This is a genomic window from Nonomuraea sp. NPDC050404 (genome assembly GCF_040655495.1).
Taxonomy (GTDB): Bacteria; Actinomycetota; Actinomycetes; order Streptosporangiales; family Streptosporangiaceae; genus Nonomuraea.
Map to the genome: position 1 here is coordinate 89,661 of NZ_JBFAKB010000028.1, position 22,511 is coordinate 112,171.

A 22,511-nucleotide genomic window follows, 5' to 3' on the forward strand; every position below is an offset into this window, starting at 1 on the left:
GAGAACTGACGCTATCTCCTACCGGCGGGTATCGGCTTGTCCGGGTGAGACAAGATCACGGGGTTAGGATCGTGGACATGCGCCAGATCGATCCCGATTTCCTGGAGCTGCCGCTGCGGCAGCTCGCGGACGCCGCCTTGCAACGCGCTCGCGACCTCGGCGCCGAGCACGCCGACTTCCGGCTCGAACGCGTCAGGGCCGAGACCCTGAGCCTGTACGACGCCCGCCTCGAAGGCGCCATGGACGCCGACGACCTCGGTTATGCCGTACGCGTCGTCAAGGGCGGCACCTGGGGGTTCGCCGCCGGCATCCATCTGACGCCCGAGGCCGCCGCCGTGGTGGCCGAGCAGGCGGTGCGCGTGGCGGAGGTGAGCGCGCCGATCAACAGGGAGCCGATCGAGCTGGCGCCCGAGCCGGTGCACGCCGAGGCGGTGTGGGTCTCGGCGTACGACGTGGACCCGTTCGAGGTGCCGTCCGCCGACAAGGTGGGCCTGCTGGCCGAGTGGTCGGCCGGGCTGCTGAAGGGCGCCGACCACGTCTCGGCCCGGCTGCTGCAGGTCAAGGAGCAGAAGTTCTACGCCGACACGGCCGGCACGGTGACCACGCAGCAGCGGGTGCGGGTGCATCCGAAGCTGAACGCGATGAAGGCGGCCGAGAGCGGCTTCGACGACATGTCGACGATCGCGCCGCCGGTCGGGCGCGGGTACGAATACCTCACCGGCACCGGCTGGGACTGGCAGGACGAGCTGGCCAGGCTGCCCGAGCTGCTGGCGGAGAAGCTGGCCGCGCCCTCGGTCGAGGCGGGCGACTACGACCTGGTGATCGACCCGTCCAACCTGTGGCTGACGATCCACGAGTCGATCGGCCACGCGACGGAGCTGGACCGGGCGCTGGGTTACGAGGCGGCGTACGCGGGCACCAGCTTCGCCACGTTCGACCAGCTCGGCGAGCTGGTCTACGGCTCGCCGCTGATGAACGTGACCGGCGACCGCACCGTCACCCACGGCCTGGCCACGATCGGTTACGACGACGAGGGCGTGCGGGGGCAGAGCTTCGACATCATCAAGGACGGCATCCTGGTCGGCTACCAGCTCGACCGGCGGATGGCGCTGATGAAGGGGCTCGGGCGCTCCAACGGGTGCGCCTTCGCCGACTCGCCCGGCCACATGCCGATCCAGCGCATGGCGAACGTGTCGCTGGCCGCCGCGCCCGGCGGGCCCTCGACGGAGGAGCTGATCTCGGGCGTCGAGCGGGGCATCTTCATCGTCGGCGACAAGAGCTGGTCGATCGACATGCAGCGCTACAACTTCCAGTTCACCGGGCAGCGGGCGTACCGGATCTCCCACGGCCGGCTGGAGGGGCAGGTCAGGGACTTCGCCTACCAGGCGACGACGACGGACTTCTGGCAGTCGATGGAGGCGGTCGGCGGGCCGGAGACGTACGTGCTCGGCGGCGCGTTCAACTGCGGCAAGGGGCAGCCGGGGCAGGTCGCGCCGGTCAGCCACGGATGCCCGTCGGCGCTGCTGCGCGGCGTGCGGATCCTCAACACCGTGCAGGAGGGTGGCAAGTAGTGGGTCCCCAGGAGATGGTGGAGAGGGCGCTCGAACTCTCCCGGAATGACGGCTGTGTGGTGCTCGTGGACGAGGGGTCCACGGCCAACCTGCGCTTCGCGGGGAACACGCTGACCACCAACGGCGTCGCGCGCTCGTCCCAGCTCACCGTGATCTCGATCTCGGGGCAGAGCGTGGGGGTGGTGTCGCGGGCCGCCGTACGCGAGGAGCAGCTCGCCGACGTGGTGGCTGCGGCCGACGCGGCGGCGCGCGAGGCCAGGCCGGCCGACGACGCCCGCGCCCTCGTCGAGGGCGGCGACGCGGCCCCGCACTGGGGCGATGAGGTGCGGCCGACCGACATCGGGGTGTTCGAGGGATTCGCGCCCGCGCTCGGCGAGGCGTTCGCGGCGGCCGAGGCCGGCGGCAGGAAGTTGTACGGCTTCGCCGAGCACTCGCTGACCTCGACGTTCCTCGGCACCTCCGCCGGCCTGCGGCTGCGGCACGACCAGCCGACCGGGCGGCTGGAGCTCAACGCCAAGTCCGGCGACCTGAAGCGTTCGGCGTGGACCGGCGTGTCCACCCAGGACTTCACCGACGTGGACGTGGCCGCGCTCGGCTCCTCGCTGGCGCAGCGGCTGGAGTGGGCCAAGACCAGGGTGGACCTGCCGGCCGGCCGCTATGAGACGCTGCTGCCGCCGAGCGCGGTGGCCGACCTGATGATCTACATGTTCTGGTCGTCGGGGGCGCGTGACGCGCTGGACGGGCGTTCGGTGTTCGCCAAGCCCGGCGGGGGCACCCGCGTGGGCGAGCAACTGGCCACGCTGCCCGTCTCGCTGTCCAGCGACCCCGCGGCGGCGGGCATCACGTGCGCGCCGTTCGTGACGGCGCACGCCTCCGGCAGGGAGAGCTCGGTGTTCGACAACGGGCTGCCGCTGGGGCCGACCGACTGGATCAAGGACGGGCGGCTGGAGGCGCTGATGCAGACCCGCTACTCGGCGGAGCTGAGCAAGCTGCCGGTGACGCCCGGCATCGACAACCTGATCATGTCAGGGCCCTCGGGCGGGGCGTCTTTGCCGGACATGATCGCCTCCACCCGGCGCGGGCTGCTGCTGACCTGCCTGTGGTACATCCGCGAGGTCGATCCGCAGACGCTGCTGCTGACCGGGCTGACCAGGGACGGGGTCTACCTGGTCGAGAACGGCGAGGTCGTGGGTGAGGTGAACAACTTCCGCTTCAACGAGAGCCCGGTGGACCTGCTGGGGCGGATCACGGAGGTGGGCGCCGGGGAGCAGACGCTGCCGCGCGAGTGGAGCGACTACTTCCAGCGGACGGTCATGCCGCCGGTGCGGGTGCCCGACTTCAACATGTCCACGGTCAGCCAAGCGAGCTGACTGAACGGTCGCGGTCTCAGCGGGACCGCGACCGTCTGGGCGTCTCAGCGGGGGCCCAGGAGGGCGGCCAGGGCGTGGCTGAGCGCCTCGCCCAGTGTCTTGGCGCAGGCCTCGTAGCCTTCCGGCGGACCGCCGTACGGGTCGTACACCTCGAGGGCTCGCCGCCCGGCGCGGCGCTCGGCTGCCGAGGCGACGATCGCCCGCGCCCGCTCGGCCGTCTCCGAGCGGTAGCGGCGGCCCCCCGCGCCCGCCGCCAGCGCGGCGAACTCGGGCAGTGTGAACGTCTTGGCCGCCGCCTGCGGGTCGAGGTGCACGGCCACGGCGTTGTGCGCGTTCTCCATGGTCAGCAGCAGGTCGGACCGCCTGATCAGGTCCAGGTCCAGCGGCCTGGCCCGGTGGGCGCGGCCGTCGAGGCCGAGCCTGCCGAGGGTGGCGAGCGCGTGGGGGGCCATGGGGTGCCCGACCAGCGCGCGCACTCCCGCGCTGCCCGTGACCACCGGCATGGCCGCGGAGCGGAGCATCGCCTGGGCGATCACCTCTGCCATGGCTGAGCGGCAGATGTTGGCCGTGCACACCAGCAGGATGTGGAACTCACCACTCACGAGCGCCAATGTAACCGCTCGGGGCGGCACGGGTGAGGCGGTTGGTGCGGGAGACGCAAGCGTCACGCTCGTCCTCGAAACCGCCGGACTCATGACGGCTGTACGGCGCTGTACGGATTCGCGCCCGAACCGCCGCACCTGCCGCCACAGGGCGAGTGGCACTGCACCTTCGCGAACGGGGCTGTCGCACTGAGGGCTGGCTGTGGGGCGGCGCTGAGGGCTTCGCGAGCGGGCTGCGGCGCTGAAAGCTTTTCGTGAGCGGCACCGAGTTCGTGGGCGGCGCTGAGGGCTTCGTGGGTGGGTTGCGGCGCTGAGAGGGCCGCTGAGCCTTTGGCGGGGGTCGTGGCGGTGGGCGGCGCCGGCGAGGCCGTCACCGCCCTGCCATGGACGCTTCAGGCGTCTTCCAGACGGAAGCCCACCTTCATGCCGACCTGGAAGTGCGCGACCTCTCCCCCGTCGAGATGCCCCCGGATCTCCGTCACCTCGAACCAGTCGAGGTGCCGCAGTGTCTCGGAGGCCCTCCTGAGGCCGTTGCGGATGGCCTGGTCGACGCTCTCCCCTGAAGTTCCGACGATCTCGGTGACCCGGTACGTACGATCCGTCATCTCCACATCCTCCTTACCCGAAGGCCATGATCGCATGACCCCTCCACCCACGCCGGGCCGGCATCGCCACCGACCCGCCCTGGGGCTACGGTGGAAGACATGAAGGGGTGGCGCAGAAAATCAGACGTCCACCAGGTCACAGACGCCCGGCCGTCGCTGAGCGCGGACATCCGCAAGCGAGAGGTCAGTTACCTCATCAAGATGGGGATCCGGACGATCTGCCTGATCCTGGCGGTCGTGGTGCCGGTGCCGTGGCCGTACCGGCTGCTGTTCATCGCCGCCGCCGTCTTTTTGCCATACATAGCGGTAATCGGGGCCAATGAGAGGTCAGGAGGAGCCCCTCCCCCTACCTTTCAGACCCCTGAAGCTAACCAAACCGAGATACCGCTGCATCGACGCGAGATCGGGTCGTGACTAAGTCTTGACGCATCCCATGGGTTGTAGGTGTACGCTTTAGCCAAGCGCTCCGGTCCCCCGTCGGAGTGCTGGTGCCGGCGTTCCGGGCCCCCGTCGGAACGCCGATGAAGCGACGCCGGGTGGTTTGCCCCCGTAACCACCCGGCGTCGCCCTTTTCCCGGACCTGTTTCCTGATCAGTGTCGGCCGGCCGCGAAGTCGGATAGGGCGGCTTTCCCGAAATCGTTTACACGCGCCCCCGCCTCGTTATTCACAGGAAATCTTCAGGATCCGCCGGCTTGACTTCAAGAGTTCGTTCGAGTGTCAGCCGTCTGTCAGCGTCTCGGCGGTCTCCTCGCCCCAGTTTTTCGCCAATGTGGTCAGTCTGGCCACGGCGTCCTCGGGGGCGGTGCCTGCGCCCTGGGCGAGGCCGAGCAGGTACGCCGTGAGCGGCGCGGCCGGCCTGGCGACGCCGTGCGCGACCTCCTTGGTCAGGTCGAGGATCTGGTCGCGGTCCACGCGGGCCGGGTCGATGCCCAGCTCCTTGCAGGCCAGGATGGTCCATTCGTTGAGCACGTTCATGCGAGCCTCCTGTAGGTCGTCCAGTGTGTCGCAGTCGAACCAGGGTCGTCCGGGCAGTGTCAGCCGGGCGCGTACCAGAGGGGTGAGCAGGCCCTTGAGCGAGCGGCCCGCGTACGCGGCGAGGGCGCCCTTCAGCTCGGCGGCCGGCCACGCGCCCGCCAGCCACTGCTCGCGCCCGCCGTCGTCCAGCAGCACGACGCCGCCTCCCGCCTGACGCGCGGCGCCGAGCATGGCGCTGACGTGCTTCGCCGTCATGAAGGGCAGGTCGCCCGCCAGGAGCACCACCCAGGGGGCCGTCACCCTGTCCAGCCCGGCTGTCAGGGCCGGTACGGGGCCGCCGCCCGGCGGATCCTCCCTGACGAACACGACCCCGGGCAGGTCACGCTCCGGACCGGCCACGATCGCGGTCCGGGCGGTCGAGACGGCCGCCAGCACGTGCTCCACCAGGGATTTGCCGCCCACGGTGAGCGCGGGCTTGTCGGCCCCACCCAGACGACGCGCCTGCCCACCGGCGAGAATGACGGCGTCATAGGGCTGGGCTGACGCGGCGTAGCCGGGAGCGGACTCATCGGGCGCGAACTCATCCGGCCCGGATGCATCGGGCGCGGCGACGTCGCGTCTGCCATCGCCGAGCGTGGCGTCACTGGGCGTGGCGTCGCGGGACGCGGCCTCGCGGGACGCGGCGTTGTAGGGCGCGGCATCGCTGGGCGCGGCGTTGTAGGGCGCGGCATCGCTGGGCGCGGCGTTGTAGGGCGCGGCATCGCTGGGCGCGGCGGCTTCGCGTATGCCATGGCTGGGTGTGGCGTTGCTGGGGCGCGCAGGTGGCTGGGCGGTGGCTTTGCTGGACGGGGGTGGGTTCCCGGGTGGCCTGGGCGCGGCGTCGGGCATGGCCGGTGGGGGGTCAGCCGCCGATGGCGGACATGGGGCGGGAGGGTTGCAGGAACGATGGGTCGTCGATGCCGTGGCCGGCCCGCTTGCGTGACACCGCCGCCACCCACCGCGCGGCCAGTTCCTCGTCAGAGGCGCCGTCGCGCATCGCCACCTTCAGGTCCGACTCCTCGGTCGCGAAGAGGCAGTTGCGTACCTGGCCGTCGGCGGTGAGCCTGACCCGGTCGCACGCCCCGCAGAACGGCCGCGTCACCGAGCCGATCACCCCGACCCTGGCGGGGCCCCCGTCCACGAGGAACCGCTCGGCGGGGGCGCTGCCGCGCTCCTCCAGGTCGTCGGGGGTGAGGTCGAAGGAGCCGGACAGCAGGCCCAGGATCTCGTCGGCGGTGACCATGTCCTCGCGGCTCCAGCCGTGCTGGGCGTCGAGCGGCATCTGCTCGATGAACCGCAGCTCGTAGCCCTGGTCGAGGCACCAGCGCAGCAGCGGCGCGGCCTCGTGGTCGTTGACGCCGCGCATCAGCACGGCGTTCACCTTGACCGGTCGCAGGCCGGCGGCGTCGGCGGCGGCCAGGCCGGCGATCACGTCGGCGTGCCTGTCGCGGTGCGCCAGGCGCTTGAAGGTGGCGGCGTCGAGCGTGTCGAGGGAGACGTTGACCCGGTCGAGCCCGGCGGCGGCCAGCGGTTCTGCCAGGCGGGCCAGGCCGATGCCGTTGGTAGTCAAAGAGACCTGGGGTCTGGGGGTCAGGGTGGTGGTGCGGCCGACGATGTCCACCAGTTCGCGCCGCAGGAGGGGCTCGCCGCCGGTGTAGCGGACCTCGGTGATGCCGAGTTGCTCGACGCCGATCGTCACCAGCCGGACGATCTCGTCGGCGGTGAGCAGCTTGGCGTTCGGCAGCCAGTCAAGACCTTCGGGCGGCATGCAGTACGTACAGCGCAGGTTGCACTTGTCCGTGAGGGACACCCGCAGGTCTGTCGCCACCCGTCCGAACGAGTCTCGCAACATGGGGCGTCACCTCCTGTTCCGTTCGCCAGAGGGCCAGACTACGACGGCTGTCGGCCTGTCCTCAAAATCCGCCGCTACATCGCACGACAACACATTCTTCCCTAGATCGATTCCTCGCCGCCCCTTGTCCGGCCGGGAGGCTTCCCGGCTCAGGTGGCGGCGGAGTGCCAGGCGTCGCGGGCGCGCAGCACCTCGGGCAGGTGCTCGCGGGACCACGCGCAGCCGGCGTCCATGAAGGTGAGGAGGCTGTGGCCGAGGTCGGTGAGCTCGTACTCGACGCGTGGCGGGATCTCGTCGTACGTGGTGCGGGCGAGCAGACCGTCGCGTTCCATGGCGCGCAGGGACTCGGTGAGCACCTTCGGGGTGACTCCACGCAAGGGGATCTGGAGCTCGGTGAAGCGGCGCGGTCCCGCCTCCAGGCAGCGCATGATCATCGGGGTCCATTTGCCGCCGATGCGGATCGGCGCCGCCGGTGGAGGGCAACCGGTGAACATGTCCGGATCAAGTGGTTCGAGCATGCCGCCATCGTAGGTAACGCCCGGCCTTCGCGGGCAGTGCGTCATGGGCGACGCCTCGCTCGGAGTCACTGGGACGCCTCGCTCGGGGTCACTATCGTTGCGGAAACCGGCACATCGCCCTCTACCTTCTGCGAAGGCGGCGCCCGGAAGGCCCGGTCGCCGGTTGTGATGGCGGTGGAGGCTCGGCGTGAGATTCGTGGTGTTCGGGGCCGGCGGGCGGGCCGGGGCGAAGGTGGTCGCGGAGGCGGCCGGGCGGGGGCATGAGGTGACGGCCGTGGTGCGGGATCCGGCCAAATATCCCGATCTGGGCGGCGAGCGGGTGCAGGTGGTCTCTGGAGACGTGACCGACGGCGACAGTGTGGCGCGACTGGCGGCGGGGCATGATGTGGCGCTGCAGGTGTCGGCGCGGCTGGATGTGCCGGCGGAGGAGTTCTACGCGGCGGCCTCGCGGGCGCTGGTGGACGGGCTGGCGCGGGCCGGGGTGTCGCGACTGGTGGCGCTGGGCATCGGCACCCTGCTGGAGGTCTCGCCCGGAGTGCGGCTCATAGACGCTCCTGGCGCATCCGCCGAAGCGCGGGCGTTCTCGCTGGGGCACGCGGTGGAGCTGGAGGTACTGGCGGCGTCGGCGCTCGACTGGGTGGTCATCACGCCACCGCCCGTGTTCCTGGACGCCGAGGCGGACAGGACCGGGAAGTACCGGTTCGGGGACGGGCGGGTGCCCGAGTCCCGCGAGGGGGACGCGGCGTTCTCGTACGCGGATCTGGCGGTGGCGCTGGTGGACGAGGCGGAGACCGCCGGACACCACCGGGTCCAGGTCGCCGTCTCCTACTGATCCCGCACCGCGCTGGTCCCGGGCTGGTCCCGGGCTGGTGTCGGGCTGGCCCGGGGCTGATGTCGGGCTGGGCCTGGATATGGCGGACGCCCGGCCGGGAGTGGCCGGGCGTCTGCGATTTCACTAGTGGCGGTGGCCCCGGTAGCCGAAGACCCTGATCGAGTCCGTGCCCTCGGAGGGAGCGAGGTACTTGCTGCCCTCGAACACCGCGCGGAACGTACCCGACGAGCGAGCCGGCACCTTCAGGCCGAAGTAGCCGTTACCACTGGTGCGGACCGTGTCCACGTGCTCCCAGCGGCCGCTGCCGGCCGGCTGGAAGAGGATCTCGACCCGCTTCCACGCCAGGCGGTGCCAGCCTTCCTGCTTCTGGCAGCGGTCGGAGCGGAGCACCACGACCAGTCCGCTGATGTAGTCGCCCTGGCACTGGACCGAGAGCTTGCCCTCGATGTGCAGCGGCCTGCCCTTCCTGGCGGGCTCGGGGTTCACATCGAGCGAGAGGCTGGTACGGCCACCCGCGACATCCGGGTCCAGGCCCGGGTCCGCGAGCGCGGGCGAGGCGGCAGTGGCCACCATCGTCGCACCCACAGCAGCAGCCGCCAGGCCGGCGGCGAGACGTCGCATCATCAGAACAGAAATCCTTCCCCGTCCGAAACAACGCACCCCAAATGGGGCACGCCATTGCCAATGACGCGTAAGGGTAAGGAAAAGTTCTGGCAAAGTTGATCACGATTCCGCAACGGCGGCGGCTGCTGGGTTTGAGCGAGCGACCTTTTGAGTCGCTATTGTGCGATTTGTCGGGATTTAGAGATATCCGAGGCGTAGTGTCCTGTTCCGGGGAAGCGGACGCGCCAGTAGCCGCCCGTGCGGCCCTGGACCGTGCTGACGAACGCGCCGGCCGCGTCGGTCGTCGTCTCGCCCGCCCTCTCCCAGGTCGCGGACGGGTCCTGGCGCCAGAGGACCTCCAGTCGCTGCTTGCCGAACGGGCCGTAGTCGGTGAGGCCGCGCGGGTCCACGCGCGTCAGAGAGCCACGCAGCCGTACGCCGTCCGCGCCGGCCGACTTCTCGGCCCGTACCGACGCGAGCCTGGTCTCGCGCCTGAGCTCGAACGAGGAGTACTGCGTGATCGTCTGCCCGTTCGCGCCCTTGGCGGTCACCGCGATCGTCCAGGTGCCCGCGGGATAGAAGCGGTTGAGCTTCTTGTCCGGCAGGAAGCGCCAGGTCTGCCAGCCGTCCGACATCCGGGCCGCGCCCGGCGCCAGGCGCCACACCAGTCGCGGGGGTAGCTCGGCACGGGCGTCCGCGGGGACGCCGTCCTTGGGAGCGGAGGCCGGGGCCAGCTGCAGGTTCTCAAGAGGGGCCGGTACGGAGGCGGGTGACTGTGCATTGCCCCCGGAAGCCGTCCCGGTCATGGGCGCGGTGCCGGTTATGGGCGCGATGCCGCCGGACGCGGCGCCGGTCATGGGCGCGGTGCCGCCAGGTGCGTTCCCCATGGACGCCGTTCCCAAGGGCGCCGTGCCTGAGGTGGTCGTGCCTGAGGTGGGCGTGCCGGCGGACGGGGCCTGGTGCTGGGCGATGGCAGGTGACGGCGCCGACGCCTGAGCCGGGGCGAGGGGTGAGGCCTGAGTCGAGGTCGCCTGCCCCGGGGCCAGGGCCGGTCCTTGAGCCGGTGCCTTGGCCGGTGGTTCGGCGGGTGCCAGGGCCGGTGGGCGAACGGAGTTCTGCGCGGGCGGCTGGGCAGGCGTATGAGCCGGTGGCCGTGCGGCGTCCTGTGCGGGTGCCTTGGCCGGTGGGCGCACGGCGTCCTGTGCGGGTGGCTTGGCGGGTGCATGAACCGGAGGCCGGGCGGTGTCCTGCGCCGGTGGTTTCGCGGGCGGGTGGGCGGGGTTCCGCGCAGGTGGTTTCGCGGGAGGGCGTGCCGGTGGTTGAGCGGGGGTGTGGGACGGTGGCTGGGCAGGGGCGTGGGACGGTGGCCGGGCGGGGACGTGGGACGGTGGCCGGGCGGGCGTGTGGGAAGGTGGCGCGGCCGGTCGGGTGGCGGGTGACTGGCCGATCGTCTGGGCGGGCGGGGCGCCGGGCTCGACCTTGACGGAGACGCCGTCCTTACCTCGTACGCCCTTGGCGATCACGTCGATCACCAGGCTGACGGAACCGTGCGCCCCGACCACCGGATCGGTGGGGCGTACGGTGATGGCGCGGATGGCGGGCTCGGTCGCGGCGGAGGCAGCAGGCACGGGCACCGTGAGCGACCCCGCCGCGAGCGAGACGAGAAGTAGGCTTCTGGTCATGATCGAGACGGTAGGAACCGTCCGGTAATGGCCAGGACCCCAACACACGCCACGAATGGCAAAACCGGGGTTCAGCCCGAATAAAGCCCTTCGATGATGTCGGCGTACTTCGCGTGGATGATCCGCCTCTTGAGCTTCAGGCTGGGCGTGAGCTCCTCGGTCTCGGCGGTCCACTCCACGCCCAGCAGCGCCCACTTCTTGACCTGCTGCACCCGCGCCAGCCTGGCGTTGGCGGCCTGGACCGCCGCGTCGACCTCCTTGAGCACCTCCGGATGTTCGGCCAGTTCGGCGAGTGAGCCGAAGGTGATGCCGCGCGCCTGCGCCCAGCCGGGCGCCACCTCGGCGTCCAGCGTCAGCACGGCCACGGTGTGCGGCCTGTTGTCGCCGTAGGCCAGGGCCTGGCCGATGAGGTTGTGCTGTTTGAGGTGGTTCTCGATCTCGGCGGGGGAGATGTTCTCGCCGCCCGCGGTGATGATCAGCTCCTTCTTGCGGTCCACGACCCGGTAGAAGCCGTCCTCGTCGACCGAGCCGATGTCGCCGGTGTGCAGCCAGCCGTCGGCGTCGATCAGTTCGGCGGTGGCTTCGGCGCGGCCGAGGTAGCCGCCGGTGTTGAGCGGGCTGCGGGTGAGGATCTCGCCGTCCTCGGCGATGCGGATCTCGACGCCGGGCTCGGCCCTGCCGACGGTGCCCAGGCGGTAGCAGGCGGGGCTGTTGCCGGTGAAGGCGCCGGTCGTCTCCGTCATGCCGTACACGTCGATGACCTTGAGCCCGAGGCCGGCGTAGAAGCGCTGGACCTCGTCGGGCAGCGGCGCGGCGCCGGTGGCGGTCCATTCCGCGCGGTCGAAGCCGATCATGCCGCGGATGACGGACAGGAGCGAGGCGTCGGCCTTCTCGTAGGCGGCCCGGATCTCGGGGGTGATCGTGTGACCGTACTGGCCGGCCTCGATGTTGGCGACGCCGGCGGCCATGGCCTGGTGCACGGCGGCCTGCTGCTCCTCGGTCTGGGTGGCGAGCACCGCGAGCAGGCGGGCCATCATCTTCTCCCACACGCGCGGCACGCCGAAGAACATCATCGGCCGCACCTGCCCCAGCGTGGCGCCCAGGTTGGCCAGGTCGGTGCAGAAGTGCACGTGGGAGGCCTTGTCCAGGGGCAGGTAGAGGCTGAGTATGCGCTCGGCGATGTGCGCGTAGGTGAGGTAGGAGATCTGCGTGCCGAGTTGCGGCAGCGAGGTGAGGCGGTCGGTGGCGGCGACCTCGTAGAAGATGTTGGCGTGGGTGAGCGGCACGCCCTTGGGGGTGCCGGTGGTGCCGGAGGTGTAGAGCACGGTGGCCACGTCGCCGGGGGTGACCGCGCGCCAACGGGCCTCGATGCCGGCGGGGTCGGTGGCCAGCCGGTCCCTGCCGAGGTCGAGGAAGTCGGCCCAGCTCATGAAGCGTTCGCCGGCCGGCGCCCCCTCCAGCATGATGATCTTGCGCAGGCCGTCCAGGCCGTCCAGCACCGGCTCCCAGCGGGCCAGTTCCGCCGGGCCGCCGAGCACCGCGTAGCGGGCGCCCACGTCGCCGGCCACGAACGCGATCTGCTCGGGCGCGAACGTCGAGTAGACCGTGCACCCGACGCCGCCCGCGTGCACCGCGCCGAGGTCGGCCAGGACGTGCTCGCTGCGGTTGACCATCATCAGGGCCACCGCCTCGCCGGGCTCCAGCCCGAGCGCGGCGAACGCGGCGGCGATCTCCAGGACGCGCAGGCGGGCCTGACCGTAGGTGAGCGTGCGCCAGCCGTCGCCTTCCGGGTCGGAATAGGCGGGTGCGTCGGGATATCGTTCCGCCGCCTGTTCAAGCCGCTCACACACGGTACGGCCATCGATCTGCCGCTCGATCTCGGCCCGGACTTCGAGGACTTCGGCCATGGCACCCGCCTCCGGTCAGTATTCACTTACATGAATGTGACCTGCATCGCACCACACCGCCGAGTCACCGGCAAGCCCCTGCGCCGACCTTGCGTAGAGTAATCAAGCAAGTGCGGTACGTACACGCGGGAGAGCGCGCATGACCAGAGGCGGCGGCAGGACCTTCTTCGGGCACCCGTGGGGCCTGGCCACGCTGTTCGGCACCGAGATGTGGGAACGTTTCTCCTGGTACGGCCTGCGCGCGATCCTCGCCTCCTTCATGGCCGCCTCCCCCGCCAACCAGGGCCTGGGCCTGTCGCAGGAGACCGCGCAGGCGGTCGTCGGCGTCTACGGCGCGCTCATCTATTTGGTGGCGCTGCCGGGCGGCTGGATCGCCGACCGCATCCTGGGCGCGCGCAGGTCGGTGTTCTGGGGCGGGTTCGTCATCATGCTCGGGCACATCAGCATGGCGATCCCGGTGACGTCGCCGTTCTTCGTCTGGCTCGGCCTGCTGCTGATCATCACCGGCTCCGGCCTGCTCAAGCCGAACATCTCCGTCATGGTCGGCCGCCTCTACCCGGAGGAGGACGACGGGCGCAGGGACGCCGGGTTCTCGCTGTTCTACCTGGGCATCAACCTGGGCGGCTTCTTCGCGCCCCTCGTGGTGGGCTGGCTGGCCACGGGCGACCGCTGGCACCTGGGGTTCGGCGCGGCGGCGGTCGGCATGGCGCTGGGCCTGATCCAGTACGTCCTGGGCCGCGGGTCCCTGCGCGGCGTCGGCGAGCGCCCCGGCATGCGCCTGTCGCGCCGCGAACGCCGCCGCTTCGGCCGCGTGGTGATCCTCGGCGTGCTGCTGACGGCGCTCGCGCTGGGCGCTTGGGCGATGACCGGCACGCTCACGACCGACCGGTTCACCGTGGCGCTCACGCTGGTCATCCTGATCGTGCCGGTCGTGTACTTCGGCTACATCATGTTCGGCAGCCACGACCTGACCGAGGACGAGCGCATCCGGATGCGGGCCTACATCTGGTTGTTCGCGGCCGCGTCCATCTTCTGGATGATCTTCGATCTGGCGCCGAGCAAGCTGCTGTTCTTCGCCCAGGACCACACGGACCTGACGCTGTTCGGCATCCGGATCCATCAGGCCACGACGCAGTCGTTCAACCCGCTGTTCATCATGATCTTCGTGCCGGTGTTCGCGGCGTTGTGGGTGAAGCTGGGCACGCGGGTGAGCACGCCGCAGAAGTTCGGGTTCGCGCTGGTCATGGTGGGTCTGAGCTTCGTGGTCATGGCCCTGGCGGCGGGGCTGGCGGGGGCGGGGCGGGTGTCGGTGTGGTGGCTGGTGCTGGTCTACCTGATCCAGGTGTTCGGGGAGTTGTCGCTGAGCCCGGTCGGGCTGTCGGTGACGACAAAGCTGGCGCCGGAGGCGTTCAAGGGGCAGATGCTGGGGATCTGGTTCATCGCGGTGTCGGTGGGCGACGCGGTCGGCGGGCAGACCGGTCGGCTGAACCGGGTGTTGTCCGAGCCGATGTACTACCTGGTGCTGGCGGCGATCGCGATCGTGGCCGGGGTGGCGCTGTTCGTGTTCACGCGGCGGCTGCGGGTGATGATGGCCGAGCACCACGAGCCCGCGATGCGGTAGACATTCCGAACGTGTCCGAAATTCTCGACCTCGCAGGCATTTTCGTCTTCGCCCTGTCCGGCGCGCTCATGGGGGTGCGCAAACGGCTCGACGTGGTCGGGATGGGGGTGCTGGCCGAGATGACCGCGCTGGGCGGCGGCGTCGTACGCGACCTCATCCTGAACGTGCGCCCCGCCGCCTTCCAGAGCCTCGGGTACGTGCTGGTCCCCGTCGTGGCCACCGTGATCGTCTTCTTCTGGCATCCGCACGTCGCCCGGGTGATGCCGGCCATCCTGGTGCTGGACGCGGCCGGGCTCGGCCTGTTCTGCGCGGTCGGCACGGGCAAGGCCATGGAGTACGGCCTCAATCCCCTGCACGCGGCGCTGCTGGGGGTCACGACGGCCGTGGGCGGGGGGATGTTGCGTGACGTGCTGGCCGGGGAGATCCCGACCCTGTTGTACGACCGCCAGCTCTACGCCTTGCCGGCGCTGATGGGGTCGGGGGTGATGGCGGGGCTGTCGTCGTACGGGCTGCACGGCTGGCCCGCCACGCTGGCGGCGGCGGTACTGGCCTTCGGGCTTCGCCTGGCCGCGATGCGCCGCAACTGGCGCGCACCGCTGGCCAGGGGTCTCAGTGAGTGACGGCGGCGAATTACGGGAAAGCAGACCACATCGCACCCTGGAAACGGCTAGCGTGAGGGAGGTGACACAGAGCGTGGCCAAGTCGATACGGATCGACGACATCCCCAATGAGACGTATGAGGCGATTCGCCTCCAGGCGGAGGCGGAAGGGCTGACCGTGTCCGACTATCTGCGGCGCCAGTTGCGGCTCATCACCCGCCCCACTGCCGCCGATGTGGTGGAGCGGGCGCTGCGGCGACCCCGCGAGAACGGGCCGAGCAACGACGACATCCTCGCGGCCATCCACGAGAGCCGCGGCGACTGAGGTGATCGTCGTTGACGCCTCGGCATGCGTTCATGTGCTGCAGGCCGAGCACCCCGATCCTGCGGCACGGCGCCGGCGTTGAGGTGTACCCCGCTACACCATCGTGATGAGCGGGTCCGGGGGGTGGGGGGCGGAGATGGGGCCGTGGGTGTGGGCGGCGTGCAGGCGGGTGACGGCTTCGGCGAGGAGTTGGGGCGGCTGGGTGTAGGGCAGGCGGAGGGAGCCTTCGAGGGTGCCTTCCAGGCCGAACCAGGGGCCGGGCGCCACGCGGATCCCGTGGGAGAGGGCGGCCTCGGCGAGCGGGGTCGAGCCGGCGCCGTCCAGGCGCACCCACAGCGAGCCCCCGCCGCGCGGCACCTCGAACGTCCACGAGGGCAGGTGCTCGCGCAGCCCCGAAACCAGCGCGTCGCGTGAGGCGCGCAGCGTGCGGCGGCGTTCGGCGCGGGTCTCCGCAAGCTGGTCGAACAGCTGCGCCACGACGAGCTGCTCCAGCAGCGGGCTGGCGATGTCGACCATCGAGCGGAACCTGACCAGCCGCCGGGCCAGCGCGGCCGTGGTGCGGATCCAGCCGATGCGCAGCCCGCCCCACCACAGCTTGGAGGCCGAGCCGACGCTGATGACGCGGCTGTCGGTGTCGAACGCCGCCATCGGGGACGTGTGCGGCACCTCCTCCAGCGCCAGCTCCGACCAGGTCTCATCCACCAGCAGCAGCGTGCCGGCCCGCCGGGCGGCGCCCGTGACGGCGGCGCGCACCGCGTCCTCCATGAGGGCGCCGGTCGGGTTCTGGAAGTCGGGCATGAGGTAGGCCAGGCGCGCCCCGGACTGCCGCATGGCCCCGGCGAGCAGGTCGGGCTGCCAGCCCTCGTGGGAGATCCCGACGGGGACGATGCGGGCGCCGCGGTGGCGTACGACGTCGATGGCGTGCGGGTAGGTCGGCGACTCCACCAGCACCGGGTCGCCCGCGCCGACGAGCAGGCCCGTGACGAGCTGGATCGCGTGCTGGGCGCCGGTGGTGACGACGATCTGCTCCGGCCTGGTGGCCACTCCCCTGGCGGAGTAGCGGGCGGCGATCCGCTCGCGCAGCGGCGCCAGGCCCATGGGGTCGTAGCCGTTGCCCAGGCCGTACCGGGGAAGGTCCTCCACCGCCCGCGCCATGGCGGCGATCAGGAACGTGGGGGCGGGCGGGGCGGCGATGTGCAGCTGGATGAGGCCGTCGCCGCCGGTGGCCAGCCACGGGTTGCCGGGCATCGTGGCGGGGTCGGGCAGTGCGGTCCAGCTGCCCGAGCCCTGCCTGCTGCGCAGGTAGCCGCGTTCGCGCAGCAGGTCGTAGGCGGCCGTGACGGTGGTGCGGCTGACGTGCAGGGCCTCGGCGAGGTGGCGCTCGGCGGGCAGGCGGACGCGTACCGGGATCTGGCCGTCCATGATGAGGTCGCGTACGCCGTCGGCGAGGGCGCGATAGTACGGGCGCGCCGCCGGATCGACGTCGACGAGCCGGGCCACCTGTGTTGCCGACATATGCCGCATAAGACCAATTTTCGTGATTGGCTCTGTTTTGGCAAGCCGGAGGGTGCCAATCTGGTGCCATCATGAGCGAAACAACCGTCCCGCTGCCGAGTTCCCTGCCCGCCCGCCTCCTCCGCCTCTACGGCGGCCTGGCACTGTACGGGCTCGGCATCGCCCTCCAGGTGAAGTCCCAGCTCGGAAACGGCCCCTGGAACGTCTTCCACGAGGGCCTCGGGCTGCGCACCGGCATGTCCATCGGGATGGCCGTCATCGTGGTGGGCGCCCTGGTGATGCTGCTGTGGATCCCGATGCGGCAGAAGCCGGGGCTCGGCACCATCAGCAACGTGCTGCTCGTCGGCGTGTTCGCGGACGCCTCGATCTTCCTGCTGCCCACGCCGGAACACCTGGCGTTCCAGGGTTTCTACCTGCTGCTGGGCGTGGTCACCATCGCCTTCTCCACGCTGCTCTACATCGGGGCGGGCATGGGTCCCGGACCCCGTGACGGCATCATGACGGGCCTGGTGCGGCTGGGCCTGTCGGTACGGCTGGCGCGCCTGTCCATCGAGGTCACCGTGCTGATCGCAGGCTTCCTGCTGGGCGGCACGGTCGGCGTGGGGACGGTGGTGTTCGCGTTGGCCATCGGGCCGTTGACGCAACTGTTCACCCGCTGGTTCCCTCTGACGTGATCCCGTGGCCGGGGACGGGCATGACGCGACATGATCGCCCCGGCCACGGGATCGCCCCTTTTCCGAGTAGCGTCTAAGCATGCGGATCGAGGATTACGCCCTGATCGGGGACATGCAGTCGGCCGCGCTCGTGGCGCGGGACGGGTCGATCGACTGGCTGTGCCTGCCGAGGTTCGACTCGCCGTCGTGTTTCGCGGCGTTGCTCGGCAGCGAGCGCAACGGGCACTGGTGGATCGGGCCGACCGGCAGGAAACCGGCCACCAGGCGGCGCTACCGCCCCGACACGCTCATCCTGGAGCAGGAGTGGGACACCCCGACGGGCACCGTCCGCGTGATCGACTTCATGCCGCCGCGCGACCGCAACCCCGACGTCGTGCGCATCGTCGAGGGCGTCTCCGGCACCGTGGAGGTCTCCACCCAGCTGCGGGTTCGCTTCGACTACGGGCGGATCGTCCCGTGGGTGCGGCGCACCAACGGGCATCTACAGGCCATCGGCGGGCCGGACTCGGTGTGGCTGCACTCCCCCGTGCCGCTCAAGGGCGGCGACTACGCCCACCGGGCGACCTTCACCGTCAAGGAGGGCGACCGGCTGCCGTTCGTGTTCACCTGGCACCCTTCGCACGAGCCGATGCCGCCGGAGATCCACTGTGAGAACCAGCTGGCCGAGACCGAGGCGTACTGGGCGGAGTGGGTGGACAAATGCACTTATGAGGGGCCGTACCGCGACGCCGTGGTGCGGTCGCTGATCACGCTGAAGGGCCTCACGTACGCGCCGACCGGCGGCATCGTGGCGGCGCCCACCACGTCCCTGCCCGAGGACCTGGGCGGGGTGCGCAACTGGGACTACCGCTTCTGCTGGTTGCGCGACGCCACACTGACACTCGACGCGCTGATCAGCTCCGGCTACCTGGAGGAGGCGGCCGACTGGCGGGCGTGGCTGCTGCGCGCGATCGCCGGCCGCCCCCAGGACCTGCAGATCATGTACGGCGTCGCCGGCGAACGCCGCCTGCCCGAACTGCGCCTGGACTGGCTGGACGGCTACGAGGACTCCCGACCCGTGCGCATCGGGAACGAGGCGGTCAAACAGCTCCAGCTCGACGTGTACGGCGAGGTCATGAACTGCCTGTACGTCTCGCGCACCCGCGGCCTGTCGGCCGACGACCGGGCCTGGACGATCCAGCGCCAGCTCCTGGACTACGTCGAGGACCACTGGGACGAGCCCGACGAGGGCCTGTGGGAGGTGCGCGGGCCGCGCCGGCACTTCGTGCACTCCAAGGTGATGTGCTGGGCGGCGCTCGACCGGGCCGTCAAGTACGTCGAGCGCTTCGGGCGTACCGGGCCGGTGGAGAAGTGGCGCACGCTGCGCGACATCGTGCACGCGGAGATCTGCGACAAGGGCTACGACGCCGCGCGCAACACCTTCACGCAGTCGTACGGTTCCTCCGAGCTGGACGCCGCGCTGCTCATGATCCCCATCGTGGGCTTCCTGCCCGCCGACGACCCGCGCGTGAAGGGCACGGTGGCGGCCATCGAGAAGGAGCTCATGTCCGACGGGTTCATCCTGCGTTACCCGCTGTCCCACGACAACAACGTGGACGGGCTGCCGGGCGGCGAGGGCGCGTTCCTGGCGTGCAGCTTCTGGCTGGTGGAGGTCATGGCGATGCAGGGACGCAAGGAGGAGGCCAAGGACCTGTTCGAGCGGCTGCTGGCGCTGCGCAACGATGTTGGGCTGCTGGCGGAGGAGTACGACCCGCGCTATAGCAGGCTGGTCGGCAACTTCCCGCAGGCCTTCAGCCACGTGCCCCTGGTGCACGCGGCCCGCGCCCTGTCCTGATCTGGGCTCCCGTCCCGATCTAGGTTAGGTTAGGCGAACCTTAATCATTGGAGGTTCGTTGAGCGACTTGAGGGTATTGCGCGTGCTCAGGGTCACCCAGGTGACGCCCCTGATGCGCCGGATCACGCTGGGCGGTCCCGAGTTGGCCGGTTTCGGCACGGGGCCCAACCTGAAGGTGCTGATCCCGCCGGCGGGCGAACCGGATCCGCAGTGGCCGGTGGACGGGCCGGACGGGCGTCCCGTCTGGCCCGCCGAGCGCGGGCCGACCGTCCGCACCTACACCGTTCGCCGCTACGACGAGCGGGCCGGGGAACTGGACGTGGACTTCGTGATGCACGGGGACCACGGGGTGGCCTCGGCGTGGGCGGGCAGGGCGGTGCCCGGCGATCCGGTGGCCGTGGCGGGCCCGGGCGGGCGCGACTTCGGCGAGGCCGACTGGTACATGATCGCCGGTGACCACACGTCGCTGCCGGTGATTTCCACCATCGTGGAGCGGATGGCGCCCGATGCCCGCGGGCACGTCTTCATCGAGGTCCCCTCGGCCGAGGAGGAGCAGCCGCTGTCGCCGCCGGAGGGGGTGCGGCTGACCTGGCTGCACCACGGCGATGCGCCGGCCGGCAGCACCACGCTGCTGCGCGACGCGGTGACCGCGGTGCCCTGGCCCGAGGACGGGGAGCGGGTGTTCGGCTGGGTGTCGGGCGAGTCGTCGGCCGTGCGGGAGTTGCGGGCGTACTTCAGGGACGAGCGCAAACTGCACCGGCGGCAGTACGTGGCGATCGGCTACTGGCGGCGGGGGCTCGACGAGCACGACTACCACGAGCAGTTCGACAACGACCGGGACGCCGACTACTTCCGGGCAGGACGGGAGGAACGCGGCGAGCCCACCCAGCCCTAGAAGCGCGGCCCGTCCGCCCAGTCCCAGGAGCGCTGCGAGCCCGCCCAGCCCCAGAAGCGCGGCGAGCCTGCCTAGCCCTGGAGTCGGCACCCATCGATCCTCCGGTGTTCATGTCTGATTCATCCGGTTCCGCCACGCTCCCGCCGTAGCCGGAGCACCCTCACCGGCGGGACGGAGAAGGACCGATGGGCCACGGGCATCACCACCATCATGATCACGAAACACCTCAGGACGCCGGCGAGGCGCGGGACCTGTCGATCCCCGACGAGGAACTGTCGCCCGAGCAGCTCTCCCGGCGGCGCGTGTTCCGCCGGGCGGGGCTGCTGGGCGCCGGGCTGACCGCCGCCGGCGTGATGGGCGGCACGCAGGCCCAGCCCGCCGCCGCCACACGCGACGAGGGGCGGGGCCGGGAGCCCAGGGACGGCTACCAGTGGCTGGCCGGCGACCACCACATCCACACGCAGTACAGCTCCGACGCCGTCTACCGGGTCATCGACCAGGTACGCCACGGCAACGCCTACGGCCTGGGCTGGATGGTCATCACCGACCACGGCGGCGCCACGCACGCCAAGATCGGCGTCGAGAAGGTCAACCCGGACATCGTGGCCGCCAGGCAGGCCGTCAAGGACACGCTGGTCTTCCAGGGGCTGGAGTGGAACATCCCGGCGGCCGAGCACGGCACCGTGTTCGTCGCCCCCGGCCGCGGCGAGGTCGAGACGCTCAAGGAGTTCGAGAACTCCTTCGACGGGTCGGTCAAGGGCGCCAGCTCCAACACGCCGCAGAACGAGGCGCTGGCCATCGCCGGGCTGAACTTCCTGGCCGAGGCCGTCAAGCGGCGGCGGGTGCCGGACGCGCTGTTCTTCGCCAACCACCCCGCCAGGAAGGGCATCGACTCGCCGCACGAGATCCGCGGCTGGCGCGACGCCCAGCCGTCCATCGCGGTCGGCATGGAGGGCGCGCCCGGCCACCAGGCCGCGGGCATCCCCAAGCCGTACGGCCCCGGCGGCGGGCGCGGCATCTACGACGGCGGCCCCGGCGCCGACTCCTTCCCCGGTTACCCGGCCGAGAGCTACAAGACCTTCGGCGGCTTCGACTGGATGACCGCGACCGTGGGCGGGTTGTGGGACAGCCTGCTGGCCGAGGGCAAGCCGTGGTGGATCACCGCCAACTCCGACTCCCACTGGGTGCACGGCGACACCAGCGACCGCGGCCCCGGCAGCGACTTCAACGCCAACGGCCGCTACGAGGACCCGATCTACAAGGGTGTGCCCAACTTCGGCGCCGGCGACTTCTGGCCCGGCTTCTACAGCAGGACCCACGTCGGCGCGCAGGACTTCTCCTACCGCGCGGTCATGGAGGGCCTGCGCGCGGGCCGCATCTGGGTGGACCACGGCGGCCTGATCAGCGGGCTGGTGGTGCGGGCGCGGGCGGCCGGCACCGGCCAGCGCGGGGTGACGCTGGGCGACACCCTGCGGGTACGTCAGGGCGCCCGCGTCGAGCTGGCCATCGAGATCACCCTGGCCGGGCGGCCGAACTGGGCGCAGTTCACGCCCTCGCTGGCCCGGGTGGACGTCATCCAGGGCGACGTCACGGGACCGGCCTCCGACAAGGACGCCTTCACCACGCCGAACACGAAGGTCGTGCAGTCGTACGAGGTGAACAAGAACAGCGGCACCGTCACCTTCACCTACCAGCTCGGCGCCGTGGACCGCCCGGTGTACGTGCGCCTGCGCGGCACCGACGGCAAGCGCACCGCACCCGGGCTGATGGGCGCGGCCGTGGACCCGAACGGCCCGCAGATCGACGTGTACGGCGACGCCGACCCGTGGAAGGACCTGTGGTTCTACAGCAACCCGATCTGGGTGCTGCCCCGCCGATGACCAGCGATCCGCTGACCGGTCCGCTGACCGCACCGACGACCGGACCGACGACCGCCGAGCCGATGATCCTCGGTATCGACGCGGGCTCGCGCACCCTGCCCGAGGCCGAGCACCTGCTGCACACCGTCGCGCGGGAGCTCGGCCTGCCGGCCGGCACCGTCGCCTGCACCCACTTCGTCCCCGCGGGACTGGCCGGCGACGAACCGCACATCGCCTGCTCACTGACCGTCCCGGGCCCGGTCACGCCGGGGATCGAATCGTGGGCGCTGGGCGAGACGCGTACAGGACCGCTGGCGGAGGGCGCGGCGCTGGCGGCGGCCGAGCACGCGGGCAGGCGCGGCGGCCGGATCGTCACCTTCCCCGGCCGCGACCTGCTCACCGGCACCCTCAGCGCGGGCGAGATCCGCGCCGGCTCGGCCGTCGAGCAGGTGCTGGTGCTCGCCTCCCCCGCCCCGCCGCCCGACGACGCCCTGGTCGTGACCAACGACCACGTCAGGCCCGTCTGGCGGGACGGCCTGATGACCCTGCTCACCATGCCCGCGGCCGGCGGCCGCCTCACCCCAGCGGAGGTGCCCAACCCGACCCCCTGCTGCGCCGACCACGCCTGAGGG

General features: G+C 70.9%; 21 protein-coding genes. 12 read left to right on the forward strand and 9 right to left on the reverse strand.

What is annotated here, in order from left to right; translation table 11 throughout:
* Positions 1-77 precede the first annotated feature (77 nt).
* Both AB0I81_RS49990 and AB0I81_RS49995 read left to right on the forward strand, forming a co-directional pair.
* Positions 78-1,571 carry a TldD/PmbA family protein gene (locus tag AB0I81_RS49990; protein WP_360674038.1) on the forward strand — a complete coding sequence of 498 codons (1,494 nt, stop codon included), beginning with the start codon at positions 78-80 and terminating at the stop codon, positions 1,569-1,571.
* Entirely contained in the window at positions 1,571-2,941 is a 1,371-nt protein-coding gene (locus tag AB0I81_RS49995; protein ID WP_360674041.1) for a metallopeptidase TldD-related protein, read from the forward strand. Before AB0I81_RS49990 ends, AB0I81_RS49995 begins: the two co-directional genes overlap by 1 nt.
* Positions 2,942-2,985: 44 nt before the next feature.
* Here the strand turns inward: AB0I81_RS49995 and AB0I81_RS50000 are convergent, their stop codons facing one another.
* Entirely contained in the window at positions 2,986-3,543 is a 558-nt protein-coding gene (locus tag AB0I81_RS50000) for a hypothetical protein (RefSeq protein WP_360674044.1), read from the reverse strand.
* A gap of 392 nt (positions 3,544-3,935) precedes the next feature.
* Positions 3,936-4,148, reverse strand: a complete 213-nt coding sequence (locus tag AB0I81_RS50005; RefSeq protein WP_360674046.1) for a dodecin — start codon at positions 4,146-4,148, stop codon at positions 3,936-3,938.
* 99 nt (positions 4,149-4,247) lie between these two features.
* Here AB0I81_RS50005 and AB0I81_RS50010 point away from each other — a divergent pair, with 99 nt between their 5' ends.
* Positions 4,248-4,562, forward strand: a complete 315-nt coding sequence (locus tag AB0I81_RS50010; protein ID WP_360674048.1) for a DUF3099 domain-containing protein — start codon at positions 4,248-4,250, stop codon at positions 4,560-4,562.
* 304 nt (positions 4,563-4,866) lie between these two features.
* Here the strand turns inward: AB0I81_RS50010 and AB0I81_RS50015 are convergent, their stop codons facing one another.
* The 3 genes from AB0I81_RS50015 to AB0I81_RS50025 form a co-directional block, all read right to left on the reverse strand.
* Entirely contained in the window at positions 4,867-6,012 is a 1,146-nt protein-coding gene (locus AB0I81_RS50015) for an NTP transferase domain-containing protein (RefSeq protein WP_360674051.1), read from the reverse strand.
* A gap of 13 nt (positions 6,013-6,025) precedes the next feature.
* The gene (gene moaA / locus AB0I81_RS50020; protein ID WP_360674054.1) at positions 6,026-7,015 is read right to left on the reverse strand and encodes a GTP 3',8-cyclase MoaA; all 990 of its coding nucleotides are present in this window, start codon (positions 7,013-7,015) and stop codon (positions 6,026-6,028) included.
* Positions 7,016-7,164: 149 nt separating this feature from the next.
* On the reverse strand, positions 7,165-7,533 hold the full coding sequence (locus tag AB0I81_RS50025; RefSeq protein WP_360674056.1) for a helix-turn-helix domain-containing protein: 369 nt from the start codon (positions 7,531-7,533) through the stop codon (positions 7,165-7,167).
* Positions 7,534-7,720: 187 nt separating this feature from the next.
* Between AB0I81_RS50025 and AB0I81_RS50030 the strand changes: the two genes are divergently transcribed.
* Complete coding sequence (locus AB0I81_RS50030; RefSeq protein WP_360674059.1) at positions 7,721-8,365, forward strand: NAD(P)H-binding protein; 645 nt, start codon at positions 7,721-7,723, stop codon at positions 8,363-8,365.
* Positions 8,366-8,488: 123 nt separating this feature from the next.
* Here AB0I81_RS50030 and AB0I81_RS50035 read toward each other — a convergent pair whose 3' ends face one another.
* The 3 genes from AB0I81_RS50035 to AB0I81_RS50045 form a co-directional block, all read right to left on the reverse strand.
* On the reverse strand, positions 8,489-8,989 hold the full coding sequence (locus tag AB0I81_RS50035) for a hypothetical protein (RefSeq protein ID WP_360674062.1): 501 nt from the start codon (positions 8,987-8,989) through the stop codon (positions 8,489-8,491).
* Between the two features lie 155 nt (positions 8,990-9,144).
* On the reverse strand, positions 9,145-10,650 hold the full coding sequence (locus tag AB0I81_RS50040) for a hypothetical protein (RefSeq protein WP_360674065.1): 1,506 nt from the start codon (positions 10,648-10,650) through the stop codon (positions 9,145-9,147).
* A gap of 71 nt (positions 10,651-10,721) precedes the next feature.
* A complete protein-coding gene (locus tag AB0I81_RS50045; protein ID WP_360674067.1) occupies positions 10,722-12,557 on the reverse strand; it encodes an AMP-dependent synthetase/ligase in 1,836 nt (611 codons plus the stop codon).
* Positions 12,558-12,696: 139 nt separating this feature from the next.
* On the opposite strand from AB0I81_RS50045, the gene AB0I81_RS50050 reads away from it, so the two are divergent.
* The 3 genes from AB0I81_RS50050 (at position 12,697) to AB0I81_RS50060 (ending at position 15,102) form a co-directional block, all read left to right on the forward strand.
* On the forward strand, positions 12,697-14,178 hold the full coding sequence (locus AB0I81_RS50050) for an oligopeptide:H+ symporter (protein WP_360674070.1): 1,482 nt from the start codon (positions 12,697-12,699) through the stop codon (positions 14,176-14,178).
* Between the two features lie 11 nt (positions 14,179-14,189).
* Entirely contained in the window at positions 14,190-14,798 is a 609-nt protein-coding gene (locus AB0I81_RS50055) for a trimeric intracellular cation channel family protein (protein ID WP_360674073.1), read from the forward strand.
* A 61-nt stretch (positions 14,799-14,859) separates the two neighbouring features.
* Positions 14,860-15,102: a hypothetical protein gene (locus AB0I81_RS50060; RefSeq protein WP_360674076.1), complete on the forward strand. Its 243-nt coding sequence runs from the start codon at positions 14,860-14,862 to the stop codon at positions 15,100-15,102.
* Between the two features lie 93 nt (positions 15,103-15,195).
* On the opposite strand, the gene AB0I81_RS50065 is transcribed toward AB0I81_RS50060, so the two are convergent.
* Positions 15,196-16,617: a PLP-dependent aminotransferase family protein gene (locus AB0I81_RS50065; protein ID WP_360674079.1), complete on the reverse strand. Its 1,422-nt coding sequence runs from the start codon at positions 16,615-16,617 to the stop codon at positions 15,196-15,198.
* A gap of 71 nt (positions 16,618-16,688) precedes the next feature.
* Between AB0I81_RS50065 and AB0I81_RS50070 the strand changes: the two genes are divergently transcribed.
* From AB0I81_RS50070 to AB0I81_RS50090, 5 genes are all read left to right on the forward strand, one after another.
* Positions 16,689-17,291, forward strand: a complete 603-nt coding sequence (locus AB0I81_RS50070) for a hypothetical protein (RefSeq protein WP_360674082.1) — start codon at positions 16,689-16,691, stop codon at positions 17,289-17,291.
* A 79-nt stretch (positions 17,292-17,370) separates the two neighbouring features.
* On the forward strand, positions 17,371-19,125 hold the full coding sequence (locus AB0I81_RS50075) for a glycoside hydrolase family 15 protein (protein WP_360674084.1): 1,755 nt from the start codon (positions 17,371-17,373) through the stop codon (positions 19,123-19,125).
* 82 nt (positions 19,126-19,207) lie between these two features.
* Positions 19,208-20,020 (forward strand): siderophore-interacting protein, encoded by an 813-nt coding sequence (locus AB0I81_RS50080; protein ID WP_360674087.1) that lies wholly within the window; start codon positions 19,208-19,210, stop codon positions 20,018-20,020.
* Between the two features lie 185 nt (positions 20,021-20,205).
* Entirely contained in the window at positions 20,206-21,900 is a 1,695-nt protein-coding gene (locus AB0I81_RS50085; protein ID WP_360674090.1) for a histidinol-phosphatase, read from the forward strand.
* Positions 21,897-22,508 (forward strand): hypothetical protein, encoded by a 612-nt coding sequence (locus AB0I81_RS50090; protein ID WP_360674093.1) that lies wholly within the window; start codon positions 21,897-21,899, stop codon positions 22,506-22,508. The genes AB0I81_RS50085 and AB0I81_RS50090 overlap by 4 nt, the downstream gene beginning before the upstream one ends.
* Positions 22,509-22,511 lie beyond the last annotated feature (3 nt).